The organism is uncultured Fibrella sp., from assembly GCF_964250085.1.
In the GTDB taxonomy this organism is placed as follows: Bacteria; Bacteroidota; Bacteroidia; order Cytophagales; family Spirosomataceae; genus Fibrella.
This window is the reverse complement of record NZ_CAXUEC010000004.1, coordinates 16,101-30,504: the sequence shown is the minus strand read 5'-3', so window position 1 is coordinate 30,504 and position 14,404 is coordinate 16,101. Positions and strand designations below refer to the sequence as shown.

At 51.4% G+C, this 14,404-nt stretch carries 11 protein-coding genes; 9 read left to right on the top strand and 2 right to left on the bottom strand.

Annotation, left to right across the window (positions count from 1 at the left end):
* Nucleotides 1-11 precede the first annotated feature (11 nt).
* Both ACFE8Q_RS13770 and ACFE8Q_RS13765 read left to right on the top strand, forming a co-directional pair.
* Nucleotides 12-1,445, top strand: a complete 1,434-nt coding sequence (locus ACFE8Q_RS13770) for a Gfo/Idh/MocA family protein (protein ID WP_375445988.1) — start codon at nt 12-14, stop codon at nt 1,443-1,445.
* Nucleotides 1,446-1,495: 50 nt separating this feature from the next.
* Nucleotides 1,496-2,266: a DNA polymerase beta superfamily protein gene (locus ACFE8Q_RS13765; RefSeq protein WP_375445987.1), complete on the top strand. Its 771-nt coding sequence runs from the start codon at nt 1,496-1,498 to the stop codon at nt 2,264-2,266.
* Between the two features lie 123 nt (nt 2,267-2,389).
* On the opposite strand, the gene ACFE8Q_RS13760 is transcribed toward ACFE8Q_RS13765, so the two are convergent.
* Entirely contained in the window at nt 2,390-2,692 is a 303-nt protein-coding gene (locus ACFE8Q_RS13760) for a hypothetical protein (RefSeq protein ID WP_375445986.1), read from the bottom strand.
* A gap of 158 nt (nt 2,693-2,850) precedes the next feature.
* Here ACFE8Q_RS13760 and ACFE8Q_RS13755 point away from each other — a divergent pair, with 158 nt between their 5' ends.
* From ACFE8Q_RS13755 to ACFE8Q_RS13735, 5 genes are all read left to right on the top strand, one after another.
* Nucleotides 2,851-5,292, top strand: a complete 2,442-nt coding sequence (locus ACFE8Q_RS13755) for a TonB-dependent receptor domain-containing protein (protein WP_375445985.1) — start codon at nt 2,851-2,853, stop codon at nt 5,290-5,292.
* Nucleotides 5,293-5,313: 21 nt separating this feature from the next.
* On the top strand, nt 5,314-6,264 hold the full coding sequence (locus ACFE8Q_RS13750) for a DUF4249 domain-containing protein (RefSeq protein WP_375445984.1): 951 nt from the start codon (nt 5,314-5,316) through the stop codon (nt 6,262-6,264).
* 114 nt (nt 6,265-6,378) lie between these two features.
* Nucleotides 6,379-8,832, top strand: a complete 2,454-nt coding sequence (locus ACFE8Q_RS13745) for a carboxypeptidase-like regulatory domain-containing protein (RefSeq protein ID WP_375445983.1) — start codon at nt 6,379-6,381, stop codon at nt 8,830-8,832.
* Nucleotides 8,832-9,773, top strand: coding sequence for a DUF4249 domain-containing protein (locus ACFE8Q_RS13740; protein ID WP_375445982.1), 942 nt, complete (start codon nt 8,832-8,834; stop codon nt 9,771-9,773). Before ACFE8Q_RS13745 ends, ACFE8Q_RS13740 begins: the two co-directional genes overlap by 1 nt.
* Before the next feature lie 16 nt (nt 9,774-9,789).
* The gene (locus ACFE8Q_RS13735) at nt 9,790-10,713 is read left to right on the top strand and encodes a DUF4249 domain-containing protein (RefSeq protein ID WP_375445981.1); all 924 of its coding nucleotides are present in this window, start codon (nt 9,790-9,792) and stop codon (nt 10,711-10,713) included.
* Nucleotides 10,714-10,814: 101 nt separating this feature from the next.
* Here the strand turns inward: ACFE8Q_RS13735 and ACFE8Q_RS13730 are convergent, their stop codons facing one another.
* On the bottom strand, nt 10,815-11,915 hold the full coding sequence (locus tag ACFE8Q_RS13730) for a chorismate mutase (protein WP_375445980.1): 1,101 nt from the start codon (nt 11,913-11,915) through the stop codon (nt 10,815-10,817).
* 259 nt (nt 11,916-12,174) lie between these two features.
* Between ACFE8Q_RS13730 and ACFE8Q_RS13725 the strand changes: the two genes are divergently transcribed.
* Together ACFE8Q_RS13725 and ACFE8Q_RS13720 are read left to right on the top strand one after the other, a co-directional pair.
* Nucleotides 12,175-13,401 carry a proline dehydrogenase family protein gene (locus ACFE8Q_RS13725; protein WP_375445979.1) on the top strand — a complete coding sequence of 409 codons (1,227 nt, stop codon included), beginning with the start codon at nt 12,175-12,177 and terminating at the stop codon, nt 13,399-13,401.
* A 109-nt stretch (nt 13,402-13,510) separates the two neighbouring features.
* Complete coding sequence (locus tag ACFE8Q_RS13720; RefSeq protein ID WP_375445978.1) at nt 13,511-14,314, top strand: lipoprotein signal peptidase; 804 nt, start codon at nt 13,511-13,513, stop codon at nt 14,312-14,314.
* Nucleotides 14,315-14,404 lie beyond the last annotated feature (90 nt).

The window sequence follows — 14,404 nt, the reverse complement described above, 5'->3', positions numbered from 1 at the left end:
CATTATCGACCTTGACTTCTCGCAGACGCTTTATCAAATCTAGTACGCTGGCAGCCATTGGCGGAGCGGCGTTTACCATTGTGCCCCGCCATGTACTGGGCCGGGGGTTTATTGCACCCTCAGATAAGCTGAACATTGCCGCAGTAGGTTGCGGTGGTAAAGCGGATGTAAACATCCGGCTGGCCTTCAACGGAGGCTCGGATAACATCGTGGCCCTATGCGATGTAGATGACCGGCAGGCCACTAAATACCGCGCCCAGTTTCCGAAAGCGCCCTACTTTCACGATTACCGGGACATGCTGGCCAAAGCCGGTTCGTCTATCGACGCGGTGATCGTTTCTACCCCCGACCACATGCACGCCCCCATTGCGATGGCGGCCATGAATCTTGGCAAGCATGTGTACGTCGAAAAACCACTGACCCACGATATTTACGAAGCCCGCATGCTGACCGAAGCCGCCCGCCGCAACAAGGTGGTGACGCAGATGGGCAATCAGGGCAGTAGCGGCGACTCAACCAGGTACGTTGAATCACTCATTCAGGGAAAAGTGATCGGGACGGTGCATACCGTTTACTGCTGGACCAACCGGCCCGTTTGGCCGCAGGGCGTACAATCGCCGAAAGACAAGAAAGAATCGCAGCCAGTACCGACCGAAGTTGACTGGAATAAGTGGCTTGGTACGGCCCCTTACCGCGACTACCACCCGGCCTATATGCCCACCCGGTGGCGCGGCTACTGGGACTTTGGCACTGGCGCACTGGGCGATATGGGGTGCCATTTCATGGACGTTCCCTTCCGGGCGCTAAAGCTGAAACACCCCACCTCGGTTGAGTGCAGTGTGGGGTCGGTCTACGCCGATTTTTTCCGGGAAGCTTATTTCGACGATGTCTGTCCGCCGTCGTCCAGTATTCACATGTCGTTTCCTACAGACGATAAAAAGGTGAAGGAGATAAAGCTATCGTGGTTTGATGGTGGCATTCGGCCCCCCCTTCCCGAAGACGTATCGTACGAGCAGGTATTTTTTAATCAGGATGGAGGAATGCTGTTTATTGGCACCAAAGGCATGCTGTCGGCGGGGCTGTTCGGGGATGACTACAAACTCCTGCCGGTCGAGAAATTTAAAGCGTACAGCAACGGACGTACCCAGCTAACACCCGCCCGCCCACTGGTTGATGGAAAAACCGAAGGCCATCAGCAGCAGTGGGTCAAAGCCTGTAAACAGGGCTACGGAACCTACACATCCTCGTCGTTCGACGAAGCCGGGCCACTGACCGAAATCGTGCTGATGGGCAACCTGGCCACGCGCAGTTACCTCGCCCGCGACAATGGCCAGTTTCCTGGCCGGAAGAAGCTCCTTTGGGATGGCGACGCCATGAAGATCACCAATTTTGACTACGCGAATCAATTCGTGAAGCGTGACTACGCCAACGGGTATACGCTGTAAACCATACTCGGGTTACAGATTGACAGCATACGTATGGCTTGAGATACTTTATGAGGGCTGAAATAAAGAATGAATTAAGTCGGCTTGAACAGCAACACGACATCAAAATTTTGCTGGCGGTTGAAAGTGGAAGTCGTGCCTGGGGGTTTGCCTCAACGGATAGCGACTGGGATGTTCGGTACATTTATATTCACAAACTCGATTGGTATTTAACCATTGATAGTAAAAAAGACAGTCAGGAGGAAATATTGCCGAATGAAATTGATTTGGCCGGTTGGGAATTGAAAAAAGCCCTGCGCCTTTTTCGGAAATCAAATCCGCCGATGCTGGAATGGTTAAGGAGTCCAATCACGTACCTGGAGCAATTTACAACGGCGAATAAGCTTCGCGACCTGACATCAACGTACTTTAATCCTACATCTTGTTTGCATCATTACCTGCATATGGCTGAAGGCAATTACCAGACCTATTTGAGGAAAGATGTGGTCCGGTTGAAGAAATATTTTTACGTATTGCGCCCAATTCTTGCGTGCGACTGGATTAGGGAACGAAATACTATGCCGCCTACAGAATTCGATAAACTGGTGGCTAGTCAGGTGCACGACCCGGCTATAAAAGTAGCGATACAGCGTCTTTCAGAACAGAAAATGGCGGGTGGCGAATTGGGGGAAGCTTCTGCTATACAGTTATTTACCGATTTTCTTGGTGATAAGATCATATATTATAAGGACTACATAAAATCAGTTGGTTACTTTGAAAAGCCCTCTACAGAGTTGCTCGATGATTTATTCAAAAAAACACTTCACGAAGCGTGGCAATAGCGTACTTGTGACATGTTGTTAATCCCGCAACTGACGCAGGATGTACGTTATCCAGACAGCAGAAAAAAGTGTATGTCTAAATAAGGTGTATCCTGATTCAGTTGCGGGATTTTTTATAGTCTGTCACTTACAGGCGTCTTTGGCTTGTGTGTAGCTGGCCTGTATGTCGTTTCGCTGTTGTTGGGTGTATAAAGACGTACAGGCAATCACGGCATCGGCGTAGGCTTTATACGCATCTACATACGCATTACATTTTACTTTATTAGTCGGGTCAGTGGAAAAAGCATTGGCGGCGGCCGTGAATTTATCGCCCAGTGTAGAGGCACCGTCGCAACCACCCGGCGTAACGGTGTCGCTGCTTTTTTTGCAGCCGAATACAAGTGCGATGCCCAAAAATAGTGAGATAGAAAGCGTGCGGGTTTTCATAGATAATTGAGGTTAGTTCGTTAGACCTGTTCAAAAGTGGTAGTTGTTCACAAACAATAAGACAGGTAGTTGAGGCAACGGACGATTGACTGACCTAACGGTAGGGCGGATGGGTATGCAGGACAATTTGAGTAGGTTTGCATCGTTAAATCACTCTAATGCGCGCGCTATTCTCTACCTGTATTTTTTGCCTTACTTCGGTTTTGCAACTATTTGCCCAAGTGCCTGTTCGCCACACCGTTAGTGGGTACGTGCATGAAGTGGGAAGTCGCGAAGCGTTGCTGGGAGCCACCATTCGACTAAACGGTAGGCCGGTGGGTACGCAAACCAACACGTTCGGTTTTTATTCGATCACCTTGCCAGAAGCTGATTCGGTAACCTTAACTTTTTCATTGATCGGCTACGAATCGCAGGTACGTACGCTGGCACTTCGGCAGGATCAGGTGCTGGGCGTTGAACTGGCAGCCGGGGAATTGTTGAACGAGGTGGTTGTCAGTGAGAAACGACAGCAGGATCGGGTTAGCGACAGCCCGCAGATGAGTCAGATCGACTTGCCCATCTCGCAGATCAAGAAGATTCCGGCGTTGCTGGGCGAAAAAGACGTGCTGAAAGTGCTGCAACTGATGCCCGGCGTACAGAAAGGCTCGGAAGGCCAAAGCGGGCTGTACGTCCGTGGCGGTGGCCCCGACCAGAACCTGATCGTTCTGGACGATGCGGTGGTTTACAACGCCAGCCACTTGTTTGGTTTCTTCTCGGTCTTCAACGGGGATGCGCTCAAGAGTGTGGAGCTAACCAAGGGTGGTTTTCCGGCCCGGTTTGGCGGCCGGCTTTCGTCGGTGCTCGATCTGACCATGAAAGATGGCGCACGGGATAAACTCCACGGTGAGGTTGGTATTGGCCTCATCGCCAGCCGGATCATGCTGGAAGGACCCTTGCTGAAAAATAAGAAGACGGGTAAGGCAGTTGGCTCGTTCGTGATTTCGGGGCGGCGAACGTACCTGGATGTGATTTCGGCCCCAATTGTGCGGGCACAGACCAACGGGGAGACCTCGGCCGGGTATTATTTCTACGACCTGAACGCCAAAGCCAACTACGACCTGGGGCCCCGCGACCGAATCTACCTGAGCGGCTACTTTGGTCGGGATAAATTTTACGCTAACGACAACACCGACAATACCGGCATCGGCATGGGCTGGGGCAACTCCACAGGTACGTTACGCTGGAATCATCAGTTCAGCCAGAAATTATTCGCTAATACCTCCCTGATTTTCAGCGATTATCAGTTCATAATCAGCGCCAACCAACTCATCGATTCCGGGAATCGGTTTGTGCTGGATTACACATCCGGCATCCGTGATTTTTCGCTGAAACACGACCTTGACTTTTATCCCGCTCCCAACCACGCCCTGCGATTCGGCCTACAGGCAACGGCACACCGTTTCACACCGTCGGCTATTGTGTTGCAGAACAACAGCTTTGCCAATCTAACTCGTGAAGTCACCCAGATTGACGTACTCGAATCGGGCATTTATGCCGAAGATACCTGGCGTCCAAATGACCATTGGCGGTTGAATGGTGGTTTGCGCATCAGTGCTTTTACCGGAACCGGGCTTGGGTACGTTCGGCCGGAACCGCGCCTGTCGGTAGCCTACATTGTAAAGCCAGACCTGTCGTTTAAAGCGTCTTACGCACTTATGAATCAGTACGTACACTTGCTGAGCAACACCGGCATTGGCCTGCCGACGGATTTGTGGGTGCCCACTACCGACCGGGTACGTCCTCAGCAGTCGCAGCAATGGGCGGTTGGACTGGCCAAGGATTTCACGACCGGTAACTCATTCACCAATGGCCTCGCGCTGACCGTTGAAGGCTATTACAAGCGGATGGACAACATCATCAACTACAAAGAGGGAGCCAGCTTTTTGTTGGTCGATGATCCAACGTCGGCGCAGCGGGTACGTTGGGAAGACAACGTCACGGCGGGTCGGGGCTGGAGCTACGGGGCGGAGGTGCTGCTTCATAAGAAAGAAGGCCGGTTCAGCGGGTGGGTCGGCTATACGCTTTCCTGGACGCAGTGGCAGTTTGCCGAACTCAACGGTGGCCGCCCTTTCTTTCCCCGGTATGATCGTCGGCACGATATGTCGGTGGTGGGCATGTATGATCTCACGCCGCGCATTACCGTATCGGCCACCTGGGTGTATGGCACGGGCCAGGCCCTGACGGTGCCCAATGCCCGTTATCGGTCTTATGGATTGAGCAATGCGCTCAATTATATAAAGGGAAGCAACGGTGATTTTTCGGGAGTCAGCGCGGTAACGTTCGATAACGGGGTGGCCGTGCGCGACTATGGGCAGGATAAAAATACGTTCCGGGCCGAGCCGTATCACCGCCTCGATTTGGGGATTCAATTCCACCGTAAACGGCCGACGCACGAGAGTGTCTGGGAATTTAGCGCCTACAACGCCTACAATCGCCGCAATCCATTCTTCTACAACATCGAAAGCAAACGACAGACTGGCAGCCTGCCCGATATTACGGTGCTGTACAAATATTCGGTGTTCCCGATTGTGCCCGCGTTTAGTTATTCCTACAAGTTTTAACCGGCTGACCGGCCAGCCAGTATGAGAGCATTCCTGTTCCCTGTTTTCCTGTTAGTAATCGCTTCCTGCGGAAGCCTGCGCAATGAGGTTAGTCCGTCGTTGTTGTCGCTGGAGGGGGAAAAGCTGGTTGTCAACAGTTACATCTCACCACAGGACACGCTGTTGACGGTGAAGGTGTCGCGGTCGAAACCGGTGCTTGGCGAGCAGACAGACGCGCTACCCTATAATGTAGCCGATGCCACGGTTACGCTCACCGATGGCAACCGGCTGGTTGCGCTGCGGTATGTGGCTGATAAACAGTGGTATCAGGCTAAAGCAACGTTGTTGCCCATTCAGGCAGGGAAAACATATACCCTTACTGCGAATACACCCGATGGCAAGCAAGTAACGGCCAATGCGACCGTACCGAAAGCAGTATCTGTCAATCAGGGAACGCTCGACTCCACCATCGTTACAACCGGTAATCGGCTGCAAAAAGTGTATTCTGTCCGCTTCGACTGGCAAGACCCGGCCAACTTACCCAACTTCTACGAATACACTGCCTACTACATTTGGGGAAGCAACTACCCGATCAATGGGCCGGTCACCAGTCCATCCAATGCGCTTCGGTTATTGACTTTTCAGCGTGAAAACAGAACCGGCAACCTGGTTACCGACGACCGGCAGGATGGTTCCCTATTGACGTCGCTCTCTGCCGAGGTGGGTCTGGTTGAAGTGCCCGCCAGCAACAACAATGCAGAGGCGTCGCTGAAACGGTTGACGCTGGGAAATGTCTTGCCCGGTTCACGGGTGATTATGCAGTTGCTGAGCACGGATGAACTCTACTTTCGCTACAAAGATGCAATCATCCGCCAGCGCGAAAACCGGAGCAATCCCTTTGCTGAACCGGTGCTGATTCCCTCCAACATACAGGGTGGTCTGGGCTGTTTTGCCGCCTACAACCGCAGTGAAAAAACACTGACTATTCGCTGAAAGGCAGGCGTAATGCTGTTTAAAAAGTAGGATCGTCTGTACGTTTGTAGGAATAAAACCCGTTTCGGTTCACAACCATTGCGGCCGAAATGCGCTCTTCCTCAATAAACGTCTATGAAAAACCTTTTATCGGCAGCCCTGTTGAGCTGGCTGACGTTGCACGCGGCGTATAGCCAGTCTCAATCTACAATTACCATTAGCGGATACGTCCGTGAGGCGGGTTCCCGTGAAGCCCTGATTGGCGTAAACGTCTACCGAACTGGCTCATCCGTAGGTACATCAACCAATACCTATGGCTTTTATTCCCTGACGCTCCCGGCGCAGGACAGCCTCCAGTTGACCTACTCGATTGTAGGCTATAACGCTCAGCAACTACGCATTGCGGCTCAGAAAAGTCAGACAATCAATGTGCTGCTTGATGCGGGTAAACTGCTCAGCGAAGTCGTAGTGCGGTCGTCGCGGGCCGACGAAAAAGTTAGCGACAGCCCGCAGATGAGTCAGATCGACTTGCCCATCTCGCAGATCAAGAAGATTCCGGCGTTGCTGGGCGAAAAAGACGTGCTGAAAGTGCTGCAACTGATGCCCGGCGTACAGAAAGGCTCGGAAGGCCAAAGCGGGCTGTACGTCCGTGGCGGTGGCCCCGACCAGAACCTGATCGTTCTGGACGATGCGGTGGTTTACAACGCCAGCCACTTGTTTGGTTTCTTCTCGGTCTTCAACGGGGATGCGCTCAAGAGTGTGGAGCTGACCAAGGGTGGTTTTCCGGCCCGGTTTGGCGGTCGCCTTTCATCGGTGCTCGATCTGAACATGAAAGATGGCAACAAGGAAAAGTTGCATGGCGAAGGAGGTATTGGCTTGATAGCCAGCCGCCTGACGCTGGAAGGGCCATTGACCAAAAAGAAGTCTGGGCCGGGGTCTACATCCTTTCTAATATCGGGCCGACGAACGTACCTGGATGTGCTGGCCGCACCGCTTATTGCCGCCCAAAGTGATGGCAAAACCAGCGCGGGTTACTATTTCTACGACCTGAACGCCAAAGTAAACACTGAGCTTGGGCCTAAAGACAAGCTTTACCTCAGCGGTTATTTTGGTCGTGACCAGTTCTACGCTGATGATAATTCGTCGGCCAGCCAAACCACGAAGATCGGCATTGGCTGGGGTAACGCTACAGGTACGTTGCGCTGGAACCACCTCTTCTCTGACAAAGTGTTCGGCAATGCATCGCTGATTTTCAGTAACTACGATTTTTCCATCGCCTCCGACAATAAGGATACGTTCAACGACCGGACCACCGAGTTTAACTTACGGTACACATCGGGTATTCGCGATTTCGGTTTCAAATACGACCTCGATCTGTATCCTAATCCGCAGCACTCGCTGAAAGTTGGGGTACAGGCTACCGCACACCGGTTCACGCCCAGCGCCGTGGTGTTGAAGAATACCGAGTTGAACGAGAACAGGCTGGAAGTTGACAAAATAGATGTGTTTGAATCAGGAATTTATGCGGAAGATATCTGGAAACCCAGCGTGCACTGGCGCGTGAATGGTGGCTTGCGAATCAGCACATTCCTGCACGACGCAGTCACCTATGTTCGCCCTGAACCACGCTTGTCAGCGGCGTATATGATCAGGCCTGATCTGTCGGTGAAAGCCTCGTATGCGCTGATGAATCAGTACGTACACCTGCTGAGTAACACCGGAATCGGCCTGCCAACCGACTTGTGGGTGCCCACCACAGACCGGGTACGTCCCCAGCAGTCGCAGCAGGTGGCGGTAGGCATGGCCAAAGATTTCACGAATGGTAACTCATTCACCAATGGCCTCACGCTGACCGTTGAAGGCTATTACAAACGAATGGATAACATCATCAACTACAAGGAAGGGGCAAGCTTTCTGTTGATCGAAGACCCAACGTCGGCGCAGCGAGTACGTTGGGAAGATAACGTGACGGCGGGCCGGGGTTGGAGTTACGGGGCCGAAGTCCTGCTGCAAAAGAAAGTGGGCCGATTCAGTGGCTGGGTTGGCTACACGCTGTCGTGGACGCAATGGCAATTTGCCGAACTCAATGGTGGCAAACCGTTCTTTCCCCGGTATGATCGCCGCCATGATGCGTCAGTAGTAGGTATTTACGAGTTAAGCCCGCGCATTACGCTGTCAGGTACGTGGGTCTACGGCACCGGTCAGGCACTGACTTTACCACAGGCAACCTATGCGGCATACGGTCCGGGAAGTCCTACCTATTTGTATAATCAGAATGGCACACAATCGCTGTTGCTGTATGGTAATCCACAAACGGCAACGGAATACGGCGAGAAGAATAGCTTCCGGGCCGAACCCTATCATCGATTCGATGTGGCTGTTCAGTTTCACAAGAAAATGAAGCGGCACGAACGTACCTGGGAGTTTAGCGCCTATAATGCCTACAATCGCCGAAACCCATTTTTCTATCAACTGGCAACGCTTCCGCAATCGGCAACGAATCCCCAACCCGATCTGCCACGCACTATCCTGAAACGGTACTCGGTTTTTCCGATTGTGCCTTCTGTCAGCTATAACTTCAAATTCTGATGAAAACTACTTTATATACTGCCCTTGTCATTATCTTGCTAACGCTGGCAGGGTGCGGCAGTCTGGTGCAGGAGGTGAATCCGGCGAACCTTCCTGTCGCTACACCCAAGATGGTGGTGCACTGTTTCATCTCACCGCAGGACACCGTTCTGGCCGTTTACGTGCAGGCCCCACGCGCCGTATTAGGAACTAAATTTATCGATAATGGTGGTTGGTATCCTACGTACTCTATCCAGGGATCGGTTGTAACGCTGTCGGATGGGGCAAAGACGGTTCAGTTGCCTGGCGTTGGTGGTACTTCTCCACTTTATTACGGAATAAATGCCCGGCAATTTCCGATCGTGGAGGGACGTACCTACACACTAACCGTGTCTAATTCGTATTTTCCGACAGTAACGGCACAATGTACAGTGCCAGAGGCAGTTAAGCCTAGCGAAATACGCATAGACTCACTGAATGGACGGGCAAATGGCCTGCCCGGAACAACTTATTATGGTCGATTAGTGTGGCTCGATATCAGTGGAAAAGTAAATTATTATCAAGTAAGTGGGAGTATGGTAAAAACCGTGACGCGACCAATTTACACCTCTCAGAACGTACCTACACGAGACACAACGCTCACAAATTTGTATTCATTATCATTCGATGGGCCAGGCTTGACCACTGACCAGAGCGCTGATGGAAACCGTCTTGTTTCGGCGCGGGGTGAGGCAAGGGAATTCAATTACAACTCTCTTGAACGCACTATTGGCCTGGTATTCTCCATGACGTTGAGCAACATCGATGAGAACTATTATCGCTACCGCGAAGCTGTTGGTCGTCAGGGAGATGCGGAAGAAAATCCGTTTGCTGAACCAGTAATTGTTCCCAGTACTATTCAGGGTGGCTACGGTTGTTTTGGCGCTTACAATCAAGCAACGCTGACGGTACGGGTAAGATGAAAAGTTTAAACATCTGATGAAAACGATTGCATACGGTACGCTCGTCGTTGCCTTTCTGACCCTACTCGGATGTGGCAGCCTGGTGCAGGATGTGGACCAGGGAACTTTGCCTGTGGCTACGCCTAAGTTGGTCATACACTGCTTTATATCCCCTCAGGACGACGAAATAGTCGTTTATGTGCAACGACTGAGTACTCAATCCGATACCAGCAGGTTACCTACCAACCGTTCGCTTGAAGGATGCACTGTTACATTGTCAGACGGGACTCGCACGGGGCAGCTTTACTTATATAATAATCAGTTTGGAACTTATTACGGGTATAGTGTTCTGGATCTCCCAATTGTGGCGGGCAGAACTTACACATTAACTGTTTCTGCTGCTAATTTTCCTATTACAACGGCTTACTGTACAGTGCCTGAACAGGTTAAGCCAACTGAACTTCGGATTGATTCGTTGGTCAGGCTACAATCAGATGTGCCCAAAACTATATACGCGGGCCGACTGATCTGGCAGGACCCCGTGGACCAGACTAATTTTTATAAAGTCTCAGGGCAAGCAATCGAGACGTTTACATACAGTGAGCGCCAGGAACCAAACGGTCCTGTTCGAGATGTAACACTGACCAGTAACAATGACTTACTTTTCGATGCCCCGACATTAATCACTGACTTGAGTTGGAATGGTAAACAACTGAGTGCGGCCAGAGGAGAAGTAACATTTTATCAGCAATCAAGCCTGCGTCATAGAGGGCTTCAACTTAATATGACACTGAGTAACGTCGATGAGAACTATTACCGTTACCACCACGCCGTAGCCCGACAGAATGAGGCAGAAAATAATCCGTTTGCCGAGCCCGTACTGATTCCATCAAACATTCAAAATGGCCTTGGCTGTTTCGGTGCCTACAACCAATCATCGCTGATGGTGCGGGTGAGGTAAAAAGGTTTAAAGGTCTAAACGTTCAATGTCCAAAGTGGCTCTGCATTACTAGTCGTGCGGAGCCACTTTGGACATTGAACGTTTAGACCTTTAAACCTTTCTTAAGCTACCGGTGCGCTGTTGATCACTTCGGTCTGCTTCCGGATCGATTCCATGTGGATGATCTTGTAAATCTCTTCCACCAGCTCAGGGTAGAGGTTTAGCTTTTCGCCCAACTGTTTCCGTGAGGCCAGAATCTCTTTCCAGCGGTCGGGCTGGAACATCGATACGTTGTTGTCGCGCTTGTACTCGGCCAGTTTCTCAACCAGCGACATACGGGCGGCCAGGTGCTCAACCAGTTGACGGTCAACGCTGTCGATCTTTACGCGAATCTGCTCCATCGCCGTCTGGAATTCCCGATCGCTCGATTCGAGCTGACGGATGTGCAGGTGCTCCAGCATTTCGCCGAAGGCGGCCGGGGTCAACTGCTGAGCAGCATCACTCCAGGCTTTGTCCGGGTCGATATGCGACTCAACGATCAGGCCGTCGTAGTTGAGGTCCATCGCCATTTGGGCCAGTTCGTTCAGGTACGCCCGTTTGCCCGCCATGTGGCTTGGATCGCCAATGATGGGCAACTGAGGGAACATCGTCCGCAGTTCGATCGCCATCTGCCACATCGGAATGTTGCGGTACTTGCTGGCTTCGCCCGTTGAGAATCCCCGGTGAATAGCACCAAGCTTGGTGATGCCCGCTCCGGCGATGCGTTCGAAGGCACCTACCCAAAGGGCCAGGTCAGGATTGACCGGATTTTTCACCAGTACAGGTACGTCGACACCCTTCAGAGCGTCAGCGATTTCCTGTACGTTGAACGGATTAACGGTGGTCCGGGCACCTACCCAAAGAATATCGACGCCATATTTCAGGGCTAATTCAATATGTTGCGGTGTGGCTACTTCAACGGCAAACGGCAGGCCTGTTTCGGCCTTGGCGCGTTGAATCCAGGCAAGGGCAGGCTCGCCCATACCTTCGAAAGAGCCCGGACGGGTCCGAGGCTTCCAAACACCGGCACGAATGGCGTGAACCTGACCCAGTGCAGCCAACTGGCGGGCGGTTTCAACAAGTTGTTCTTCTGTTTCTGCACTGCAAGGCCCCGCAATAATGAGGGGTTTGCCGTCGGTCTTAATCCACGAATCGAGCGGCTCTACGGCTAAATCTGGTTTCATGAGGTTACGTGTACTCAGTTGTATGGTTGACTATTTCGCTTGTAAAATTTCCGGGTGCAAATTTATAGTATCTTTGCAGGAGCAGAAGCCCTTTACGGGGCCAATTCTCACCCAATACTTGTACGATTAGTAGTCTGTTGAAAAAGTAGAGGATAGCTTGAAAAACCTTTTTTGGCCAAAAATACGTTTATCTTTAGGCCGTTAATCACAAGCTACTGAACGACCGTATGGCGAACGCACCGGAAACGGCGCATTGACTATGTCGAACCGAAGTAATCTAATCACATCCCCCGTCCAACCGGCTGTTGCTACAAAGCCGGTATCATTTGAGGACACGTCGATTGCCTTCTCTTCCCAGTCGAATTTCAAACTTCGAAAGACGTACTGGCTTTTTGCGTTGATGAACCAAGGATGGCTCGTAAAAGTAGGGACTTTTTTTATAAAACTGGCCCTGAAACTACAGCTTCCCATTAAAAAGCTCATCAAGAAGACCGTCTTTGAGCAGTTCTGCGGGGGCGAATCCATCCGCGACTGCGAGCAAACGATTCTCCATCTCCATACTGCTCAAGTCGGTACCATCCTCGATTATTCGATTGAGGGTGAGGAGAATGAGAAGTGCTTTGATAGCACTGTACTGGAGATACTCCGCACGATCGAACGGGCCAGCGAATCAGCAGACATCCCGTTTTCTGTATTCAAAGTCACAGGCTTGGCAGAAACTGATCTGCTCGAAGCCGTTCAGAACGGCGACCAACTGAGCGAGGCGGACCAGGCGGCTTTCGAGCGCGTTCGGGAACGGGTAAACACGCTCTGTCTGCGGGCCTCTGAACGCAACGTCCGCATCTTTATCGATGCCGAAGAAAGCTGGATTCAGGATACCATCGATTGTCTGGCCTACGAAATGATGGATCGCTACAATCACGAACGTTGCGTTGTGTATAACACCTACCAGATGTATCGGTGGGAAATGTACGATCAGCTTGTGAAAGCGACCGAGCAGGCTCGTCAGAAGGGGTACTTCCTGGGCGCCAAACTGGTTCGTGGTGCTTATCTGGAAAAGGAACGCATCCGCTCACACGAAGAGGAATATCAGGACCCGATTCAGGCAACAAAAGAAGATACCGACCGCGATTTCAATCGGGCTATCGATTTTTGCCTGTCCAATCGCGATGAAGTGTCGATCTGTCTGGGTACCCACAATGAGTATAGCTGTCAGTATACGATTGCGCAAATGAAGCGGATGGGTATTGCCCCGAACGATCCGCACATCTACTTTGCGCAACTGCTGGGTATGAGCGATAATATCTCATACAACCTGGCTAACTCGGGCTACAATGTGGCCAAATATGTGCCTTATGGCCCCGTGGAGGCAGTAATGCCGTATTTGTTCCGCCGGGCCGAAGAGAATAAATCAATTGCTGGCCAGAGTAGCCGTGAGTTCACCCTCGTAAAAAGCGAGCTGGAGCGCCGTAAAGGCTGCAAATAATTAGTTCAAGGTTCAATGTCTGAAAGTTCAAAGTGGTGCCGCTACATACTAACCTTAGTACAGCAGCGCGACCTTGACCCTTAGACGTTGAACCTTGAACCCTTTTAATATGATTCAGAAAAACCCGATCCGTTTTTTTTTGCTGGCGTTATTGCTGATAGGTATTGATCAGGCGTCGAAATTGTGGATTCTGCAGTATATGCAGGAACATCTGTACATGCCTATCAACGTCATCGGCGACTGGTTCAAGTTCCAGTATGTGTTGAACCCCGGCATGGCGTTTGGTATGGAGCTGAATCATCAGTATGGAAAGCTGGTACTAAGCATATTCCGCTTGTTTGCTATGGTGGGTATTGGCTGGTATCTGGTTTACCTGGCCAAACACGGTGCTCCAAATGGACTGCTCTACGCAATGGCGCTGATCCTGGCCGGGGCAATCGGGAACGTGATCGATAGTACCTTCTATGGAGTTTACCTGCACAACGCTCCATATGGCGCGCCAACGCCCTGGTTTCATGGGCAGGTGATCGACTTCATCTTTTTTGATTTATGGGAAGGAATTTTACCGCGCTGGATACCCGTTTGGGGCGGAAGCTACTTTTCCATGCCAATCTTCAACTTCGCCGATTCCTGTATTTTTGTTGGCGTTTGCTTAATTCTTTTCTTCCAGCGCCGTTTTTATCAACAACAAGCTGAGCGCGAAGGCTTACTTCCTGATGATCCTGATGCGACCAACGCGGCTGTCCTGCCTATGTCGGAAGTGGCCAGTGAGCCAGGAATGCCCGAAGCTGTATCAGCGACTGATGAAAACGAAGCCATTGGGGAAGGGACGGATGAGGAATCGGATAGCCTGGAGCAGGAAACCAAACCCGTGGTTGTCTCTGATGAGCCACTGAAAGAAAAAGAAGCCTGAACGTACCTACGCCACTAAAAAAGAGGGGCATCACCGCCAGGTGATGCCCCTCTTTTTTAGTGGCGTAGGTACGTTAGTCGGTGTTCCGGC

Excerpts from the sequence above, each read along its gene's own strand:
- ACFE8Q_RS13765 (WP_375445987.1), top strand. The coding sequence starts at position 1,496 with ATGAGGGCTGAAATAAAGAATGAATTAAGTCGGCTTGAACAGCAACAC.
- ACFE8Q_RS13760 (WP_375445986.1), bottom strand. The coding sequence starts at position 2,692 with ATGAAAACCCGCACGCTTTCTATCTCACTATTTTTGGGCATCGCACTT.
- ACFE8Q_RS13730 (WP_375445980.1), bottom strand. The coding sequence starts at position 11,915 with ATGAAACCAGATTTAGCCGTAGAGCCGCTCGATTCGTGGATTAAGACC.
- ACFE8Q_RS13745 (WP_375445983.1), top strand. The coding sequence starts at position 6,379 with ATGAAAAACCTTTTATCGGCAGCCCTGTTGAGCTGGCTGACGTTGCAC.
- ACFE8Q_RS13735 (WP_375445981.1), top strand. The coding sequence starts at position 9,790 with ATGAAAACGATTGCATACGGTACGCTCGTCGTTGCCTTTCTGACCCTA.
- ACFE8Q_RS13725 (WP_375445979.1), top strand. The coding sequence starts at position 12,175 with ATGTCGAACCGAAGTAATCTAATCACATCCCCCGTCCAACCGGCTGTT.
- ACFE8Q_RS13740 (WP_375445982.1), top strand. The coding sequence starts at position 8,832 with ATGAAAACTACTTTATATACTGCCCTTGTCATTATCTTGCTAACGCTG.
- ACFE8Q_RS13750 (WP_375445984.1), top strand. The coding sequence starts at position 5,314 with ATGAGAGCATTCCTGTTCCCTGTTTTCCTGTTAGTAATCGCTTCCTGC.
- ACFE8Q_RS13755 (WP_375445985.1), top strand. The coding sequence starts at position 2,851 with ATGCGCGCGCTATTCTCTACCTGTATTTTTTGCCTTACTTCGGTTTTG.
- ACFE8Q_RS13720 (WP_375445978.1), top strand. The coding sequence starts at position 13,511 with ATGATTCAGAAAAACCCGATCCGTTTTTTTTTGCTGGCGTTATTGCTG.